A 17204-nucleotide genomic window follows, 5' to 3' on the forward strand; every position below is an offset into this window, starting at 1 on the left:
GCGAGGTTTCTAGCCGCTTTCCGCCCAGGGTGGCAGCCACTTAATGGTTCCATTCACCCTGGCCAGGCGGCCGCGCAGCGGCGGGGCGTTGGGGTCATCGTCGTTGACGCCGTTGTGGTACGGACAGGCGATGGTGAGATTTTCGGGGTTGGTCTCACCGCCGTGGCGCCACGCTGTGAGGTGGTGGACTTGGCATTCATCGGCGGGGTAATTGCACTGCGGCCACGGGCAGGTGGGGTTTTCCGCGGCGGCCATGGTGCGCTGCTTTGGCGAGGCGAGCCGCTCGGTGCGGTACAGGTTCACCGGGCCTTTCACAGGGTGGATGAGAGTCACATAGCCGTGCGCGGTAAATGCGCGACGCACTAGGTCCGCGCCGGTCATCCGGGCTCCATTGGTGAGCTGCAGGGTGATGTCATCGCCCGCGGTGTCGACGACGCGGTCGAGCTCGTCCAAGCGCAGCACCACATTGGTGGTCACGGCCGTGGGGGAGGCCGCGGCGGTGCCTTGAAAAATCTTGCGCACCGAATCGAGTGGGGCGTCCTTATCGAGCGCGGCGTGCATATCCGCGATGTCCGCAGACTTGCCGGTAATCGTCATGGTCCACGGCCCATCGGCGCGGCGGTAGAGCTTGACACCGGGCTTGCGCTGCGGCGGGCCTTTAATCTCGCGCACGCGCTTGCGCCCCTGCTTGTCGACGTCCGACACGTCCCCCTTCATCCCACATAGCTCCCGCCGCAGCGCCCAGGCCTGGCGCTTACTCTTCAGCTTGGTGGCGTGGCGCTCGATGGCCAGCAGCGCGGTGAGGCTGTGCTCGTTGGTGCGGGCCGCTGCGATGGATTCGCGCTGGAGCCGGCGAAAGGCGGTGGGGCCGAAGTAGGTATCGGCGAGGGCAAGGAGGCGGGCGGCGGTGGTGTCGGGGCAGCCGGCGTCGATAAGCGCGCGTTGAGTCAGGCCGTGGCAGTCGGCGAGAATGTCCATGCCGGCGGCTAGGCCTGTTAAGAATTTCTGTAGCGCGTTCACGGCTCCACACGTTAAGTGCGGGTGCACGCCGGCGCGCGGTGCGTTGGGTGCGGGTGTGGATAACTAGGCCTCGGCGTCATCGAGGCCGAAGAATTCGCGGACTTTATCCACAGCGCGGAAGGAATCCGTATTTGGACCTATGCGTGGGTCGGTTTTCATGCTAGAGGGAATCACGTGGCCGAGGCCCTCCATGGTCCACAGCCCGACGGGAAAATCGCCGTCGTATGCGGTAGCGGTGACATCCGCGGTGGGGTGGTAGTCGCGGGGTGGCTGGCAGCCATTGGCCAGCGCGAAGTGCTCGGCGGTGGCCGGTGCGGAAAGCACACGGCCGCGGGTGCGCTCGGCATCCAGCCCGGCGATGCCGCCCTCATACGGCGCGTATGGATCGGCGGTGCCGTGGAAAAACAGCAGCGGCGTGGGCCGGTAGCCTGCCGGGTTGCTGGGCGCGTGGTTCTCGCCCTCGCCCAGGGTGGAGGCGAAGATGCAGGCGCGGTTGAGGTTGAAGGGGGCGTCGAAAAGCAGGCGAAGCACCATCTGCCCGCCGTTGGAGTAGCCGCAGGCAAAAGTGCGGTCGGTGCCGAATTCGCGCCGCATCTCCTCGACGAGGAAGGCGGCGAAGGCAACGTCATCCACGTTCTCCGCGCGGGCGGTGACGGGCAGGATGCTGCGGCAATCGTTGAAATGGCGGTCGACGCCGTCGGGGTAGACAAGGACGGTATTGGTGGCGTCGGCAAGCTCGTCGAAGGTGCCGTTAGTAAAACGGCGCATCACGCTGCCGGACTGCAGCGAGCCGTGGAAGAAGAGCAAGAGGTCCGGGCGCGGGCCGGGGTTATCTGGCGCGATGACGAGGAAGCGGCGGGTGCGGCCATCCACATCCGCGGTGCGGCGGTGTACGTGCATAGCCGCCCAGTCTAGTCGGCGTGGTGCTCCTCGGCGGTGCTGTGGCAGTCGGCGTGGAAGCGCCTAGCGGCGACCTCGTCGCGCACCGCCTTTTTATTGCGCTGCCAGCCAATGAGGCGGCACACCAGGTAAATGACAAAAGAAATGGTGGTAACAAAGACCGAGACCGGAAGGCCGGGCGCGAGCGACAAGACAAACCCGCCCACGGCCGAGACCTCGGCGAAGATGGTAGCCCACATGACCGCGCGCAGGGGCGAGGAAGTAATCTGCACGGCCGCCGCACCCGGGGTAATGAGCAGCGCCATGACGAGCAGCGAGCCGACGATTTGCACCGACTGCGCGGCCGCCAAGCCTACGAGTACAGCGAAGGCGACGGAAATGAAGCGGGTGGGTACGCCGGCGGCCTGGGCCATGACTGGGTCGGCCGAGGCGAAGAGCATGGGCCGCCACAGGATAGCTACGGCGGCGAGGATGACCACGGTGGTTGCGGCCAAAAGCCATACCGAGGCCGAAGAGACGCCGACGATCTGGCCGGTCAGCAGCGTCATCGCGGTATTCGCGTTGCCGGGATAGAGGTGCAAAAACAGGACCGAGAGGCCCAAGCCAAAGCTCATGACCACGCCGATGGCGCTGTCTTGCTGGCCCTTAAAGCCCAGGACGGCGAGGATGATGGCGGCCACGATGGCGCCGGCCACGGCGCCAAAGCCGAGGTTGAGGCCGAAGAGCAGCGCGGCCGAGGCGCCCATGAGCGCGAGCTCGGAGGTGGCGTGGACGGAAAAAGACATCTGGCGCAGCACGATGAGCGAGGTCATCACACCAGATAGGATGCCCAGCAGTGCGGAGGCGATGAGCGAGGATTGCACAAAATCCACGCTGAGAAGGTACTGGGTGTCTTCCATAAAGCTAGACAACGATGAGCCTCCCATCGACGTTTAAGACGTTGACCTTGGAACCGTAGAGCTCGGAAAGGACATCGGAGCGCATGACCTCATCCACCGTGCCGAAGGTATGGCCGCCAGGGGCGAGGTAGAGCACCTTATCGGTCACCCCGAGCACCGGGTTGATTCCGTGGGTGACAAACATGATGGAGGTGCCGCGCTCGCGGCGCAGCGCATCCAGCTTGTCCACGGTGGCCTGCTGGCGCGCCGGGTCGAGCGAGAGCAGCGGCTCATCGGCAAGGATGAGCTCGGGCTCGTTGGCCAGCGCTTGGGCTTGGCGGATGAGCTGCTGCTGGCCGCCGGAAAGCTGGCCGACGCGGCGGTCGCGCAGGCCGGTAGCACCGACTTCGGCCAGGAGCTCGTCGACGCGGTGGCGGGGCGGGCGGCGGCGTCGGAAAGCGCCGTGGGCGAGCGAGAGCGAGACTAAGTCGCGGGCGCGCAGGGGCAGGTCGGCCGGGAACATGCGTTGCTGCGGGATGAAGCCGACGCGGCAGTTAACGTCGACGCTGCCGGCCGTGAGCTTGCGGGTGCCCAAGATGGTGCCGAGCAGGGTGGATTTGCCCACGCCATTGGGGCCCAAAACGGCGATAAACTCGCCGCGGTCAACGGCGAGGTTAAGGCTGGACCACAGCGGGGCAACCGCTGCGTCATGGAAGTGGATGAGCACTAGAGCTTCCCCAGGGAATCGGTGACCTCGTCATAGTAGGTCCAGAATTCTTTGCCATCCGGCGGGGTTTCGCCGATTTCGACGATAGAGACGTCCGCATCCTCCGCGGCGGACTTGATGCGGCCGGCGGTATCGGTTTCGGTCTGTGGGTTAAAGATAAGCAGGTCTACCTTGTCCTCTTTAATCGCCTTGGTGAAGGCGGCGAGGTCGGCCGCGGTGGGCTCGCCCTCAGAAATGGTGGCCTTGCGGTAGCCCTCTGGGGTGACGTCCTTGCCGGAGGTGTACTTCATGATGTAGTCCGCAATCGGCTCGGTCTGTGCGTAGGAGAGATCGCCCGGCAGTTCCTTGAGCTTGTCGCGCAGGCGGTCGACGTGGGAATCCACGCGCTCGGTGCTGGCGTTGGCATCGGTATTGAGCTCGTTGATCTGGTCAGCGATATTTCCTGCGACCTCGTCGAGCGCGGCCGGGTCGTACCAAATGTGCTCGTTGCCCTCGATGTTGGTGACCTTCTCCGGGTCCTTCTTGGCGGTGGCCTTGGCGGCGTCGATGGTCATGACATTGGGGTCATCGGCCAGCTTGCCGTGATCGGTCAGCGGCAGGGCGGAGACGATATTGTCCTGGTCGGAGACGGCCTGGTAAATCCAAGAATCATAGCCGCCGCCGTTAACCACGAGCAGGTCCGCGTCCTCGGCCTTGGCGATATCGGCCGCGGAAGGCTCGAAGTGGTGCGGGTCAACGCCGTTGCCCTCAACGATGGGCTTGACCTCGATGTCCACGCCGGAGGCGGTATCGGCCACGGCTTCGGCGACGTCGGCCCAGATGGAGGTGGACGCAACGATGGAGATCTTCTTCTGGGCGCCCGGCTCGGCGGCCGAGTCCTCGGTGTCGGAGGAGCAGGCGGTGGCGGTCAGCAGGAGGCCACCGGCCGCGAGGAGGGCGGCGGATCCGCGAAGTGAGGTATGCATAGCTTCCAGTGTGCGTTTGATGGGAACCATTGTCAATTGAATATGTATTGAAAATACGGCCGCGGGGTATGCTTGCGGTCATGGTGAAACGCAGCCCCACCCGCAAAACGCTGGCCTCGCTGGCCGCCGAGCTGGGTGTTTCGCGCACGACGGTCTCTAATGCCTATAGCCGGCCGGATCAGCTTTCGGCCGCAACGCGCGAGCGCATCCTGGCGGCGGCGAAGGCGCGGGGATATCCCGGGCCGGACCCTACGGCCCGCAGCCTGCGCACTCGCCGCGCGGGCTCGGTGGGCGTGCTGCTGACCGAGCACCTGTCCTATGCCTTCGAGGACATGGCCTCGGTGGATTTCCTGGCTGGCATGGCAGAAGCCTCGGCCGGCGCGCAGACTACGCTCACCCTCATCCCGGCCGGTCCGGAGGGCGAGGCGGAGGCGGCCAGCCTGGTGGGCTCGGCCGCGGTGGATGGCTTTGTGGTCTACTCCGTCGCGGCCGGGGATGCCTACCTGGAGGCGGCGCGCGGCCGCGGGCTGCCGGTGGTGGTCTGCGATCAGCCGACGGATTCGGGCCTGCCGTTCGTGGGCATCGATGACCGCGCGGCGATTGCCCCGGCCGCCCGCGCGCTGGTGGAGGCCGGCCACCGCAAGATCGGCGTGCTGGCGATTCGCCTCAAGCGCGAGCGCCACGATGGCCCCATTTCGTGGGGTGAGCTACAGGGCGCCGATATGCACGTGCAGCGCGCCCGGGTCATGGGTGCCATGGACGTCTTTGCGCAGGCGGGCATCGCGCCCGAGACCGTGCCCGTGGTTACCCAGCACATCAACGATGCGCAGACTACGCGGGCGGCCGCGCAGTTGCTTCTCGACGCCCACCCTGACCTCACCGCCGTCCTGTGCACCACCGACTCGATGGCGCTGGGCGTGATGACCTATGCGCGCGAGCGGGGCATTGACATTCCCGGTGAGCTGTCCGTTACCGGCTTCGACGGCATTGATGCGGCGCAGCGCCTTGGCTTGACGACGATCGTCCAGCCCAATAAGGCCAAGGGCGCGGCCGCCGGCCACATGCTCGCCAAGCTTATCGCCGGCGCGGAGGGCTCGGACGCGAGCGAAGCCGCGATGCTACGGCGCGTGCTGCAGACCAGCTTCGCGGCCGGGCGGACGGTGGCTCCGCCGCGCTAGGTGCCGCTTCGCTAGGCAGCGGCGCGTTAGGCAGCGCCGCCGTTGTCGGGGCGGCCGACATGGGCCGCGCGGGCGGCGGCGAGCTCGGTGAGGAAGTGGGCGACGGCGTCGACGTCGGCAAGCTGCACTACGGCCGACGTATCGCCCTCGCCGACCTTGACGCCAACGTCTGGCGGCTGGTGCAGGGCGCGGAAACCGTCCTCATCGGTGACGTCATCGCCCAAGAAGACCATGGCGGTGGCTCCGGTGCGCTCGCGCAGGTTCTCAATCCACGTGCCCTTGGTGGCCTGGGTGGCGGAGAACTCCACCACGGACTTGCCGGCCGTGCGGGGGAAGCCGCCCGGATCGAGCGCGAGGGCGGCTTCATAGGCTTGGGCGGCAGCTTCTGGATCGGAATCCTCGAGCGCGCGCAGGTGCAATACGCGCTGGAAGGGTTTGACCTCGATATCCGCGCCGGGGAAGCGCTCCATGATCGCGCGGATCTCGGCTTCCTTGGTGGCGAGGTGCTCGCGCATCGCGGGGGTCAGTTCCGTGTCCTCCCACGAGGACTCGGCGCCGTGGGAGCCGCCGAAGAGAACGGGCTCGCGCAGAGGGCACACGCGCTTGAGGCCTTCGAGGTGGCGGCCGGAGAGCACGGCCGCGGTGGTGTCCGCCAGGTGGGCCAGTTTATCCAGGGCGCGCAGTGATTCCTGGTTCATTTCGACCTCATAGATGGCCGTGGCGAAGGGGGAGAGCGTGCCGTCGAAATCCGAGACCACCGCGAGGTGCTCGGCGGCGGCAAGGGCCTTGATGGCAGTTGAAAGCGTCATGGCCTCCAGCCTACGCAATTAACCGCCCAGGGAAACCAACTTGATAGACGGCGAGTCCACCTCATCGGTGACCAGTTCCAAGACGAGCTGGTTATTGGAATTGACGGTGTAGTGAAAATCGTGGTCCGCGGAAATCAGGTTGCGCAGCAGGTTATCGGCCCACACGGACGCGCCGTGGCAATCTTCGGCGGTCTCGTCAAACTCCACCTCATCGAAGTGGAGGCGGTTGCCCTCGCGGATGTTTTGGCGCTCATCATCGGCGGAATAGGTCACCTTGCCCACCATTTGGGCGCACCCGGTGGTGCCCACCATCGTGGATTGGCCAAAACTCAACGTGGGTGCCTGCGGGATGGATTCCGGGATGGTGGAGGCGGCATCCGGGGTGGTGTTGATGGAGACTACCTGCCACTGCTTATCCAAGATCTGCTCATCGCCAGGGGCTTGGGGCTCCTCGTCGCCGGAGCCGCAGCCGGCCAGTAATGCGGCGGCGCAGGTCGCGGCAATGGGCACTGCGGCCAGGCGGGGAAAGCGAGACATCATGCGCCCGCCCCCTGTTCTTCTGCTTGGCGCAGGCAGCCCAGGAAGGACTGGGACCATAGCTGCACGTCGTGCTCGGTGACCTGCTGGTGCATGGTGAGCATGCGCTGGGTCATGGTGGAGGGGGCGTCGTCAAGCGCCTTGAGCGCATTGAGCAAGGCGGCCTTGACGGACTCGATATCGAAGGGATTGCACAGGTAGGCCTGGTTGAGCTCATCGGCCGCGCCGGCGAACTCGGAGAGCACCAGCGCGCCCGAGCCATCGTCGTGGCAGGCCACGTATTCCTTGGCTACCAGGTTCATGCCGTCCTTGAAGGGGGTCACCAGCATGACATCGGCCATGCGGTAGTAGCAGCGCAGGAGACTCTTGGCCACGCCGCGGTGCTGGTAGTGCACCACCGGGTGACCTACGCGGGCGAAGCGCCCGTTGATGCGGCCAACGGCTTCTTCCACCTTGGAGCGGGTGGCCTTGTAATGGTCGAGGCGCTCGCGCGACGGCGTTGCGAGCTGCACCAGCGTCACCTCCTCCGGGTCGAGCGCGCCGGTGTCCAGCAGTTCCTCGAAGGCGGTCAGCCGCTGCAGGATGCCCTTGGTGTAATCGAGGCGATCCACGCCCAAAATAATGCGCTGGGGCGAGCCTAACTCTTCGCGCAGCTTGGCGACGTCCCCCTTCTCCTCCCCAGTGAATGCGGCAAAGTCCTTCGCGGCGATGGAAATGGGGAAGGCGCCCACGCCGATGGTGCGCCCCTGCGGCAGGCGAATATGCGCGGTGACCTCGCGGGTGCTGGCCTCGCCTTGTACGTCGAGGCCCTGGCGGCGGGCAAGCTCCAAGAAGTTGCGGGCATTGGCCTCCAGGTGGAAGCCGATGAGATCCGCGCCAAGCAGCCCGCGCACGAGCTCCTCGCGCCAGGGCAGCTGGCGGAAGAGATCGGCGGAAGGGAAGGGGATGTGCAGGAAAAATCCGATGGTGAGATCCGGGCGCTTCTGGCGCAGGATGCCAGGCAAAAGCTGCAGCTGGTAGTCCTGTACCCACACGGTGGCGCCTTCGGCGGCGACCTCGGCTACCTCGTCTGCAAAACGCAGGTTGACCTCGCGATAGGCGTGCCACCAATCGCGGTCATAGGTAGGGGTGACGATGAGATCGTGGTAGAGCGGCCACAAGGTGGCATTAGAAAAACCCTCATAAAAGCCCTCGAAATCGGACTCGGTGAGCTTGACTGGGTGCAGCAGCACGCCGGTATCGGTGCGGAAGGGCTCTGGCGCGGCATCGGCCACACCGGGCCAGCCCACCCAGCATCCCTGGTGTGATTCGAGGACTGGAGACAATGCGGTGACCAGACCGCCCGGCGAGGGCGTCCAGGTATGGCTGCCATCGGGCCGGGTTTCCAGATCTACCGGCAGGCGGTTGGCCACCACCACGAAGTCATTGCCACGCTCACTCATGGTGCAAGAATAACTTAAGACTTCTTAGTGGACTTCTTCGTTGCCTTCTTGGAGGCCTTCTTCGTCGCCTTTTTGGTGGCCTTCTTTGTAGCCTTCTTGGTCGACTTCTTCGTCGATTTCTTGGTGGACTTCTTAGTCGACTTCTTCGTGGACTTTTTGCTGGATTTCTTGGTCGACTTCTTGGGAGCGGCATCGGCTTGCTCCGCCAGCACCTTCTTGTGCACCAGGCCCTTTGGCTCCACGCCCAGCATGGACATCAGGGTCACGCCGTCGAGGAAGTCCTGCGCATAGGTGGCCACGATGCGGCGGGCTGCGCGGGAGGTCTCCTCCTCAAGGGCGTGATTCTGGTCAGCCTGTGGGTGGGTGTCTTGGACCTTGGGTGGCACGACGTGTCCTCCTGAACGTTGTGGAAACTACTTAAGCGCTTGCAAGAAAAGCTATCAGAGCAAATATTGTACGCTACCGGCGGCGTTTAGGGCCGCTCGGGTCCGGATTCGGTGCCCGGTTGCTCCGGTTTCTGGGCACGAAAGGTTTCGGTGCCGGGCACGGTATAGGTGGTCTTCTCGCGCTGCTGCGGCTGCGCCGGCCACTGGGAATCTTCCGGCCACAGGTCCGCGGCCGAGCGGGTATGCGGCGCATGGTTTTGGGCCTCGTGGCGCGGGTGCTGCTGCGGCGGCTTCGGCCCGAGCTTGGGTGGTAACTCCGGGCGATTGACGCGCGGGGCAAACGGGGACATCGGCACGCGCGGGATGCGCGGGGCCTTGCGGGCCAAGTGCGTGGCCTTATGGAAGGAGAAGCGGCCGATGCGCTTGAAGGTGGTGTACGGGCGGAAGTACTGCGGGCGGCGCAGGCGGCGAGCCACACGCTCGCCCAGTACTACGCCGGCGGCCAGGGCGCCGGAGATGGCCAGCGCCATCGCCATATTGGTAAAGCCGGTAATCATCTGCTCATTGAGAGAGGCGTACATGCCGCGGTAGAGCATGAGGCCGGGCAGCATCGGCGTATAGCCCACGATCATGGTGATAAGCGGCGGAATTCCCCAGCGGCGCGACATCAAACCGCCGGCGAGGCCAACGACCACCGCGGAAAGACCAGAGGCAATCACCGGGCCGACGCCGAAGGGCACCACCACGAAGTAATAGAAAATCATGCCGGCTGCGGCCGTAAGGCCAGACATGGTGATCTCAATCCAGGCTGCGCCGCAGGCCAGCGCAAAGGCAGCAGAACCCGTGCCGCCGAGCAGCACTAGCAGTGGAATTTCGTGGTAGACCGGTGGGGCCAGCGTGGCCAGCGGCGGCAGGTTAAAGCCCAGCGAATCGGCCAGCTGGATGCCCACACCGACGCCGGCGATGATGGCGCCGGTAGATAGCAGCGCCTCAAAGAAGCGGGCGGAGGAGGTAACGGGGGCGCGCGTGATGCCGTCGACAAGCGATTGCACCAACGTCAGCCCCGCCACCAGCACGATGATGCCGGAGGCAATGATCTGCGTGGGCGAGAAATTAATGCCGAAGGAGGCTGCGACGTTGTACAAAATGGCGGCCGGGAAGACGGCGAAAAAGCCGCCGACCGCATTCTGATAAAAGGGCGGCAGGCGGTAATTGGCCAACCAGGCGTTCAAGCCCATGATGAACGCGGAGACCACAAACGCCACCACGCCGACGAGCAGGTCGCCGCCAAGCATCATGGAAATCAGGCCACCCATCGCGCCCCAGCCGAGCATGACCGTGGACGGCTTATAAGGCGCTGGCATGCGGTCGATCTCGTCTAGGCGCTGCTCCGCCATGGCCGGCGGCATCTGGCCGGAGTGGATGGAGCGAATGAGCTTATCGACGGCCGCGAGCTTGGAGAAATCCACGCCAATGCTCGGCACCACGCGGAATACATGCAGGTTTTGGCGCTGCTCGCCGGTGCCGATGGTGGTGTGGATGGTGATGGTATTCATCAAGATATCCACGTGGCAGTAGTGCAAGCCATACGACGACGCTGCCAGGTGCACCTGGGCGCGCGCATCCGAGTTGGCGGTGCCGGCTCCGATGAGGATTTCACCAATGCGAGCGGCGATCTCCATAACGCCGGTGACTTGGGCGGCGTCATGGAGATTGACCGGAGCGAGTGGGGATGGCGGCGGTGCGGCTTTAGCCGCGTCGATGATGGCTACCTGGCCCGAGGAAGCGCGCAGGCGCTCCCGCATAGCGGACAAAAATGACACGGAAATAACCCTCGAAAAGCGCTGGGAATGTGGGATTGATTCTGCCTGAACTTTAGCCCCTGCACCCTGTCAATGCATAGATGGGGGACCGGCTTTCCCCTCGGCGGCGGTGCTCGGGTACTATGCAACGAGCGGGATTTCTCCCGCGGTGCTGGAGTGGCGCAATTGGTAGCGCAACGCACTTGTAATGCGTAGGTTGCGAGTTCAAGTCTCGTCTCCAGCTCAAAAGGAGGCTGGGCCCCGGTGTGGGCCTAGCCTTCGGTGGTTTTTGAGGGGGCGTCGATAAGGCCTAAACGACAGGATGTGTTGTTTTGCGGCGTGTCGGGCTAAACGACATTTTGTGTTGGTGGGGTTTAGCGCATGCGGCCTTTGCGTATTCCCATAGAGTGGTTGTAGGCAGTGTCGATGGCACTGTCGTAGGTTGCTGGTCGGCCGTCTTCGTGGCCGCTGGTGGCTTGTTTTTCCTGGTTGGCTAGGGTTTGTGCTTTGGCGAGTGCGTCCTGGCCCCAGTTTTGCTGCCTGGCGATCTCTACAGGATCGTCAGGCAGCTGCGTATGTAGATGCAGCCACCAGTCGCAGGCGATGCGCTGTTGTTCGTCGCGCAGTCCGCGGTGGGTGTGCAGGAGTTGCTTAATTTGTGAGTTCACCCCGCCTTCTAGCTTGTTGGTCGTGCGTTCCAACCGTTGGCCTTCTTTAGCTTCGGCGAGGTAGGCAAAGAGGTGTCCTTGTTGGCTCATCTTCTTTAGCTGCAGGTAAATCCCGCGATGGGTGTAGTGGGTGTACCACCATTTTTTGTTCCGGCGCTTGGACTTAGGAATCTGGTCGAAGGGGACGTCTTTGACGTAGGTACGGGCTTTGAGCTGAGTGCTAAATACGGTGCCGAACTGCTGTAGTTTTACGGTCCATTCGGCTGCCTTATCTAGGTTGTCAACGGCGAGTAGTTCAAAGGAAAGCCGTCGTAGTGCTTTGCCCATCGGCGAGGTGGGATAAAGGCCGGTGGCACGTTGGATATTGCGCTTGACGTGGACAATGCAGCGTTGAACCGGGGTATCAGGCCACAGGTGGTGTAGTGCTTTAAGCCCTCCGGAATCCCCATCGCAGGTAACCAATTGTGGTGGGGCTAGCGGGTCGAGTGGGCGCATATACGACCAGGAGGATTCTTTCGTGCACCAGAACCAATTGATGACATGGGTGGAGTCGGCAGCTACAACAAGGCATTTGGTGTTGAAGTAGGTGCCGTCGATGAAGATTTGATCGTAGATTCGCTGCTTATCAACGCTTCGGGGTGGTTGGATAAGCCAGAACGGTGTGAAGCGTCGTTGCAAAGTTCGCGTTGAAACACCGCAGGTTTTAGCTGTTTCTTCCAGGCTGTTGCTGGAGGTGAGCCAGGAAATGAAAAGGCGGAACCATTTGGCTTGCACGGCGTCGTTATTCACGCGGGTGAAGGTGGCCTTGCAGGTGCGGCATCGCCATCGTTGGTGCCCAGCACTCGTTTTTCCGTGTTTCGTGCATGTCCCGCCGCAGACGGGGCATCGAGGATGATTTTTACTCATCCCCTCATCGTGGCCCTAGGTGCCTAGCACACCGGCATGCCTTTGGCGGTATTTCATGGTCGAAGCTGGAATATCCCTCTGGATAAGTGAAATATTCCTAATATCAGCACGCCAGACCGGCTAACCACGTAACCTCACCAACACATCCTGTCGTTTAGGCCGTCGATAAGTCGAAAAAGCCGGTCGACCATGCGCTGGCGGTTAGCGGGGGATAGCTTGCGCTGGTTGAGGTGATCGTGCACCCACAGGCCGGTACTAAGAAGCATGATCAGCAGATTATCCTCGTCCGTCTCGGCGGCGGAAGGATCGACCATCCAGCGCGCATCCACCTCGGCCCACTGGGCGGAAAAATCCGGGTGGGTCTGGGAATGAACGCACATCAAAAGCTTGATGAGCGGATCATTTTTGCCCATTGACAATACGAGCGCACGGGAGCGCTCGGCCCAGCTGAGCTCGCTTGCCGGGTGGCCGCCGGCCAGCTTCTCGAGTTCTGCTTCCCAGCGTGCGGCGCAAAATCCATGGCAGTCTACGAGCAGATCATGGCGGGTAGGGAAGTGATAAATGAGTCCGGACTTGGACATGCCCGTCGCCTGCGCCAGGGAGTCGTAGGTCAAGCCAGAGACGTCCTCGGCGGCGATGATGTCGAGCGCAGCTTCAAGGGCTGCGGTCTTTTTGTTGAGTCGCGGCATAGGGATCTCCTGATTTGGGGTTATCGCGGAAACACCAGGCGGTTATCGCGGCTAGGAGCAAGGCGAAGCAAGCTAGGCCGCCGATGGTGGAAAGATATCCGGCATTGTAGGCGCTCGCGGCGGCCGCGTGGGAAGCGGGGTGATACAGCGCGTCGGTACCCAGTTCCGCAAGGTGGGGCGGCAATTCGCGGGCCATGAGGAGAGGGACGAGGGTGCCGGTCAGTGCAATGGAGATCAGGGTGCCGAATTCATAGGAGACCGCCTCTACGCCAGAGGCCATGCCGGTGCGATGAAGGGGAGCGGCATTGATGATGGCAGTCGAGGACACGGACATGGCCAGGCCCGCGCCGAGGCCGGTGAGCACTAGGGCGGAGACGAGTAGGGGAAGCGTTTCACCCCGGCTCACCACCACCAGGGCCATGCCTGCGGCCATGAGCAAGAATCCGCCGCTAATGAGTGGGAGGAACCCCACGCGGTGCAAGGTGGCACCACCCAGGATGGAGGTAGGGATGGCAGACAGTGCCATGGCGGAGATGATGAGGCCGGCGTGGAAGGGCGAGAGGGCGTCGACAAGCTGGAGCTTTTGGGTACTCAGCAGCTCCAGGCCGGCGAGGCCGAACATGGCACCCCCGGCCGTTAGGGCCCCGCCGCTGAAGATACGGGAGCCAAAGATGTCGAAGGTCAGCAGGGGATCTGACAAGCGAGCCTGGCGGCGGCCGAAGGCGAGCGCGCCGCAGATGAAGACGATGCCTGCGGCGGCGCTCACCGGCCAATTATGTGCCAGGGATTTAATGGCCAGCACTAGGCTGGCGAGAGTGATAAGGGAATACAGGGACGAAGGGAAGTCCCAGTGTTTTAGGGGGTTCGGAGCGTTTGGTGGGGCAAGGAGCAAGGTCAGCGCAATGGCCACGACCACAACCGGGACATTGAGCAAAAAGACCGAGCCCCACCAGAAATGCTCCAAAAAGAAGCCGCCCACGGTGGGGCCAGCCGCCGCGCCGATGACGGCGACAGAACCCCAGATGCCAATGGCCGTGTTGCGCTCCACCTCATCGGGAAAGGTCAGGCGAATGAGCGCTAGGCTCGACGGCATCATGATGGCGGCGCCGCAGCCCAGGAAGGCGCGGCCTACAACCAGCGTCCAGGCGCTGGGGGAATACGCGGCGAGCAGGGAAGCGCCGCCGAAGACGGCCAAGCCGATGAGGAACATCCGCCGGTGGCCGGTGCGATCGCCCAGCGTGCCGGCGCCAAGAAGGAGGCCGGAGAGCACCAACGCGTAGGCGTTGATAATCCAGAGTTGCTGGGTATCGGTGGTGTGCAATTGCTGCGATAGCTGCGGCAATGCGGTGTAGAGGATGGAATTATCCAGCCCAACCATGAGTAACCCCAGAGAGATGACGGCGCAGAAAGACCACCGCTGGGCGGCCGTGGAGGCCGCAGCGGCGTGGTCTTGTGCGCGGGGCGGGTGGATACTCATAGCGCAGTAAACAGTACCGAACGGTCGTTACAGTTTGCAGCCGAAGATAGGTTAGTATTGCCTTCCTCACAGCTAGGTGCAGTGTGTGAGTGTATAGGAGATGAGTGGACTTTCCTGCGGTCTAAGTAGCACAGTGGTATTAACACCAATTAAGAGTTAAGGATGATTTTTAATGGCACGTAACTATGCAGAACAGCTAGTTGACACCCTGGAAAAGCAGGGTGTCGAGCGCATTTATGGCCTCGTCGGTGACTCCCTGAACCCGATCGTGGATGCCGTTCGTCGCTCCTCCATCGAGTGGATTCACGTCCGCAACGAGGAAGCAGCAGCCTTCGCTGCCGAGGCAGACTCCCTGACCACCGGCAAGCTGGCTGTATGTGCTGCATCCTGCGGCCCGGGCAATACCCACCTGATTCAGGGCCTGTACGACGCCCACCGCAACGGCGCCAAGGTGCTGGCACTGGCTTCCCACATCCCATCTCGCCAGATCGGCTCCAAGTTCTTCCAGGAGACCCACCCAGAGGCAATCTTCCAGGAGTGCTCTGGCTACTGCGAGATGGTCAACTCCGCTGAGCAGGGCGGCGTTGTCCTGCACCACGCCATCCAGTCCAGCATGGCCGGCAATGGCGTATCCGTCCTCGTTATCCCGGGTGACGTTTCCATGCAGGACGCTGAGGATGACTCCTTCGTCGAGTCCAAGATCTCTGCTGGCCGCCCGGTCGTCTTCCCGGATCCGGCCGAGGCTGCTGCCCTGACCCAGGCCATCAACGAGGCTAAGTCCGTCACCCTCTTCGTTGGCGCCGGCGTCAAGGATGCCCGCGAGCAGGTGCTCAAGCTGGCCGAGAAGATCAAGGCTCCCATCGGCCACGCCCTGGGTGGCAAGATGTACATCCAGTACGAGAACCCGTTCGACGTAGGCATGAACGGCCTGCTGGGCTACGGTGCGGCACACGAGGCCACCCACGAGGCTGACCTGCTCATCCTGCTGGGTACCGACTTCCCGTACAACGACTTCCTGCCGGATGCCAACGTGGCACAGGTGGACATCAACGGCTCCCACATCGGCCGCCGCACCAAGATTTCCTACCCGGTCACCGGTGACGTAGCCGCCACCATCGAGAACATCTTGCCGCACGTGGATGAGAAGAAGGACCGCTCCTTCCTGGATAAGATGCTCAAGAAGCACTACGGCAAGCTGGAGCACGTCGTTGAGGCTTATACCTCCAACGTGGACAAGCACACCCCGATCCACCCGGAGTACGTTGCTGACCTCATTGACAAGAATGCCGATGAGGATGCCATCTTCACCGTCGATACCGGCATGTGCAACGTATGGGGCGCTCGCTACATCACCGCCAACGGCAAGCGCGAGCAGATCGGCTCCTTCCGCCACGGCACCATGGCCAACGCCCTGCCGCAGGCACTGGGTGCACAGGCCGCTAACCCGGGCCGCCAGGTCATCACCTTCTCCGGTGACGGCGGACTGTCCATGCTGATGGGTGAGCTGCTCACCGTGAAGCTGCACAACCTGCCTATCAAGATGTTCGTGTTCAACAACTCTTCCCTGGGCATGGTCAAGCTGGAGATGCTGGTGCAGGGTCTGCCGGAGCACGAGACCGACCACGGTTCCGTCAACTTTGCCAAGATTGCAGAGGCTTCCGGCATCAAGCACTTCCGCATTGAGGATCCGAAGGACGCACCGGAGCAGATCAAGAAGGCGCTGGCTTATAACGGCCCGGCTCTTATCGACGTCGTTACTGACCCCAACGCCCTCTCCCTGCCACCGACGCTGACCATCGAGCAGCTCATGGGCTTCTCCAAGGCTGCAACCCGCACCGTTCTGGACGGTGGCGTTGGCCAGATGATCACCATGGCAAAGTCCAACCTGCGCAACATCCCGCGCCCGCAGGACTTCTAAATAGCGCGCTGCGCTAGCTACCACGCCCTTCCTCACCTGGGGAAGGGCGTGGTTTTCTTTTGCCCCGACCAGGCCGAGCATCCACGTTCACAGGATTCAGGCAGAAACTCTTCAGTAGGCTGGAAAGCAAGCGTGCCATGATGACGTGTTAGAAAATCACAACCTTTAAGGGAGTCTGAGGAGAACATGGAAGACACTAAACTCGCCAAGGTTCTTGTCGTCGATGACGAACCCAATATTGTGGAGCTGCTTACCGTATCGCTGAAGTTCCAGAACTTCGAGGTATTTAGCGCCAATTCCGGCAACGAGGCGCTGCGCATTGCCCGCGAGGTAAACCCAGATGCCTACATCCTGGACGTCATGATGCCGGGTATGGATGGCTTCGAGCTGCTGGGCAAGCTGCGTCAAGAAGGCCTGGACGGCCCGGTGCTCTACCTCACCGCTAAGGACGGTGTGGACCAGCGCATCCACGGACTGACCATCGGCGCGGATGATTACGTGACCAAGCCATTTAGCCTGGAAGAAGTTATCACCCGCCTGCGCGTCATCATGCGCCGCGGTGGCGCGGCGGAAGAATCCACCAACGATGCCACCATGAGCTACGCGGATCTAACGCTCAATGATGACACCCATGAGGTCACCAAGGCCGGTGAGCTCATCGAGCTTTCGCCCACCGAGTTCAACCTCCTGCGCTACCTGATGCAAAACAAGGAAGTGGTGCTGTCTAAGTCCAAGATTTTGGACAATGTGTGGCACTACGATTTCGGCGGCGATGGCAACGTGGTCGAGTCCTATATCTCTTACCTGCGCCGCAAGATCGATACCGGCGAGACGCAGCTGATCCACACCGTGCGCGGCGTGGGTTATGTACTGCGCACCCCGCGCTCCTAAAGTGCTTAAGT

The 17204-nt window shown here is 62.8% G+C and carries 16 protein-coding genes and 1 tRNA gene; 4 read left to right on the plus strand and 13 right to left on the minus strand.

What is annotated here, in order from left to right; genetic code table 11:
- Positions 1-9: 9 nt before the first annotated feature.
- From MHY13_RS04160 to MHY13_RS04180, 5 genes are all read right to left on the minus strand, one after another.
- Positions 10-1020 (minus strand): HNH endonuclease signature motif containing protein, encoded by a 1011-nt coding sequence (locus tag MHY13_RS04160; RefSeq protein WP_239281156.1) that lies wholly within the window; start codon positions 1018-1020, stop codon positions 10-12.
- Between the two features lie 63 nt (positions 1021-1083).
- On the minus strand, positions 1084-1920 hold the full coding sequence (locus MHY13_RS04165) for a PHB depolymerase family esterase (protein WP_239281158.1): 837 nt from the start codon (positions 1918-1920) through the stop codon (positions 1084-1086).
- An 11-nt stretch (positions 1921-1931) separates the two neighbouring features.
- On the minus strand, positions 1932-2846 hold the full coding sequence (locus MHY13_RS04170) for a metal ABC transporter permease (protein WP_239281160.1): 915 nt from the start codon (positions 2844-2846) through the stop codon (positions 1932-1934).
- Positions 2824-3525: a metal ABC transporter ATP-binding protein gene (locus MHY13_RS04175; protein ID WP_204610990.1), complete on the minus strand. Its 702-nt coding sequence runs from the start codon at positions 3523-3525 to the stop codon at positions 2824-2826. The genes MHY13_RS04170 and MHY13_RS04175 overlap by 23 nt, the downstream gene beginning before the upstream one ends.
- The gene (locus tag MHY13_RS04180) at positions 3525-4490 is read right to left on the minus strand and encodes a zinc ABC transporter substrate-binding protein (protein ID WP_239281169.1); all 966 of its coding nucleotides are present in this window, start codon (positions 4488-4490) and stop codon (positions 3525-3527) included. The genes MHY13_RS04175 and MHY13_RS04180 overlap by 1 nt, the downstream gene beginning before the upstream one ends.
- 80 nt (positions 4491-4570) lie before the next feature.
- Between MHY13_RS04180 and MHY13_RS04185 the strand changes: the two genes are divergently transcribed.
- Positions 4571-5668 (plus strand): LacI family DNA-binding transcriptional regulator, encoded by a 1098-nt coding sequence (locus MHY13_RS04185; RefSeq protein WP_239281171.1) that lies wholly within the window; start codon positions 4571-4573, stop codon positions 5666-5668.
- 26 nt (positions 5669-5694) lie between these two features.
- On the opposite strand, the gene otsB is transcribed toward MHY13_RS04185, so the two are convergent.
- From otsB to MHY13_RS04210, 5 genes are all read right to left on the minus strand, one after another.
- Entirely contained in the window at positions 5695-6477 is a 783-nt protein-coding gene (gene otsB / locus MHY13_RS04190; RefSeq protein WP_239281173.1) for a trehalose-phosphatase, read from the minus strand.
- A gap of 18 nt (positions 6478-6495) precedes the next feature.
- A complete protein-coding gene (locus MHY13_RS04195; RefSeq protein ID WP_005325746.1) occupies positions 6496-7017 on the minus strand; it encodes an META domain-containing protein in 522 nt (173 codons plus the stop codon).
- Positions 7014-8456 (minus strand): trehalose-6-phosphate synthase, encoded by a 1443-nt coding sequence (locus MHY13_RS04200; protein ID WP_239281183.1) that lies wholly within the window; start codon positions 8454-8456, stop codon positions 7014-7016. The genes MHY13_RS04195 and MHY13_RS04200 overlap by 4 nt, the downstream gene beginning before the upstream one ends.
- Before the next feature lie 14 nt (positions 8457-8470).
- Positions 8471-8842, minus strand: a complete 372-nt coding sequence (locus tag MHY13_RS04205) for a hypothetical protein (RefSeq protein ID WP_005325749.1) — start codon at positions 8840-8842, stop codon at positions 8471-8473.
- 86 nt (positions 8843-8928) lie between these two features.
- Entirely contained in the window at positions 8929-10665 is a 1737-nt protein-coding gene (locus MHY13_RS04210) for a threonine/serine exporter ThrE family protein (RefSeq protein ID WP_239281185.1), read from the minus strand.
- 150 nt (positions 10666-10815) lie between these two features.
- On the opposite strand from MHY13_RS04210, the gene MHY13_RS04215 reads away from it, so the two are divergent.
- A tRNA-Thr gene (locus MHY13_RS04215) sits at positions 10816-10888 on the plus strand.
- Between the two features lie 130 nt (positions 10889-11018).
- Here MHY13_RS04215 and MHY13_RS04220 read toward each other — a convergent pair.
- The 3 genes from MHY13_RS04220 to MHY13_RS04230 form a co-directional block, all read right to left on the minus strand.
- Positions 11019-12218 (minus strand): IS1249 family transposase, encoded by a 1200-nt coding sequence (locus tag MHY13_RS04220; RefSeq protein ID WP_239281187.1) that lies wholly within the window; start codon positions 12216-12218, stop codon positions 11019-11021.
- Between the two features lie 134 nt (positions 12219-12352).
- On the minus strand, positions 12353-12907 hold the full coding sequence (locus tag MHY13_RS04225) for a TetR/AcrR family transcriptional regulator (protein ID WP_239281204.1): 555 nt from the start codon (positions 12905-12907) through the stop codon (positions 12353-12355).
- Positions 12873-14384 (minus strand): MFS transporter, encoded by a 1512-nt coding sequence (locus tag MHY13_RS04230; protein WP_239281206.1) that lies wholly within the window; start codon positions 14382-14384, stop codon positions 12873-12875. The genes MHY13_RS04225 and MHY13_RS04230 overlap by 35 nt, the downstream gene beginning before the upstream one ends.
- A 172-nt stretch (positions 14385-14556) precedes the next feature.
- On the opposite strand from MHY13_RS04230, the gene MHY13_RS04235 reads away from it, so the two are divergent.
- The gene (locus tag MHY13_RS04235) at positions 14557-16302 is read left to right on the plus strand and encodes a pyruvate dehydrogenase (RefSeq protein WP_239281208.1); all 1746 of its coding nucleotides are present in this window, start codon (positions 14557-14559) and stop codon (positions 16300-16302) included.
- 186 nt (positions 16303-16488) lie between these two features.
- Positions 16489-17193: a response regulator transcription factor gene (locus MHY13_RS04240; RefSeq protein WP_150850895.1), complete on the plus strand. Its 705-nt coding sequence runs from the start codon at positions 16489-16491 to the stop codon at positions 17191-17193.
- Positions 17194-17204 lie beyond the last annotated feature (11 nt).

The sequence above is a fragment of the Corynebacterium sp. ACRPE genome (assembly GCF_022347435.1).
Taxonomy (GTDB): Bacteria; Actinomycetota; Actinomycetes; order Mycobacteriales; family Mycobacteriaceae; genus Corynebacterium; species Corynebacterium tuberculostearicum_D.

Bases quoted from the DNA above. Each gene is read 5' to 3' on its own strand.
- MHY13_RS04165 (WP_239281158.1), bottom strand. From the start codon at position 1,920: ATGCACGTACACCGCCGCACCGCGGATGTGGATGGCCGCACCCGCCGC.
- MHY13_RS04170 (WP_239281160.1), bottom strand. From the start codon at position 2,846: ATGGGAGGCTCATCGTTGTCTAGCTTTATGGAAGACACCCAGTACCTT.
- MHY13_RS04180 (WP_239281169.1), bottom strand. From the start codon at position 4,490: ATGCATACCTCACTTCGCGGATCCGCCGCCCTCCTCGCGGCCGGTGGC.
- MHY13_RS04185 (WP_239281171.1), top strand. From the start codon at position 4,571: ATGGTGAAACGCAGCCCCACCCGCAAAACGCTGGCCTCGCTGGCCGCC.
- otsB (WP_239281173.1), bottom strand. From the start codon at position 6,477: ATGACGCTTTCAACTGCCATCAAGGCCCTTGCCGCCGCCGAGCACCTC.
- MHY13_RS04195 (WP_005325746.1), bottom strand. From the start codon at position 7,017: ATGATGTCTCGCTTTCCCCGCCTGGCCGCAGTGCCCATTGCCGCGACC.
- MHY13_RS04200 (WP_239281183.1), bottom strand. From the start codon at position 8,456: ATGAGTGAGCGTGGCAATGACTTCGTGGTGGTGGCCAACCGCCTGCCG.
- MHY13_RS04220 (WP_239281187.1), bottom strand. From the start codon at position 12,218: ATGAGTAAAAATCATCCTCGATGCCCCGTCTGCGGCGGGACATGCACG.
- MHY13_RS04225 (WP_239281204.1), bottom strand. From the start codon at position 12,907: ATGCCGCGACTCAACAAAAAGACCGCAGCCCTTGAAGCTGCGCTCGAC.
- MHY13_RS04230 (WP_239281206.1), bottom strand. From the start codon at position 14,384: ATGAGTATCCACCCGCCCCGCGCACAAGACCACGCCGCTGCGGCCTCC.
- MHY13_RS04235 (WP_239281208.1), top strand. From the start codon at position 14,557: ATGGCACGTAACTATGCAGAACAGCTAGTTGACACCCTGGAAAAGCAG.
- MHY13_RS04240 (WP_150850895.1), top strand. From the start codon at position 16,489: ATGGAAGACACTAAACTCGCCAAGGTTCTTGTCGTCGATGACGAACCC.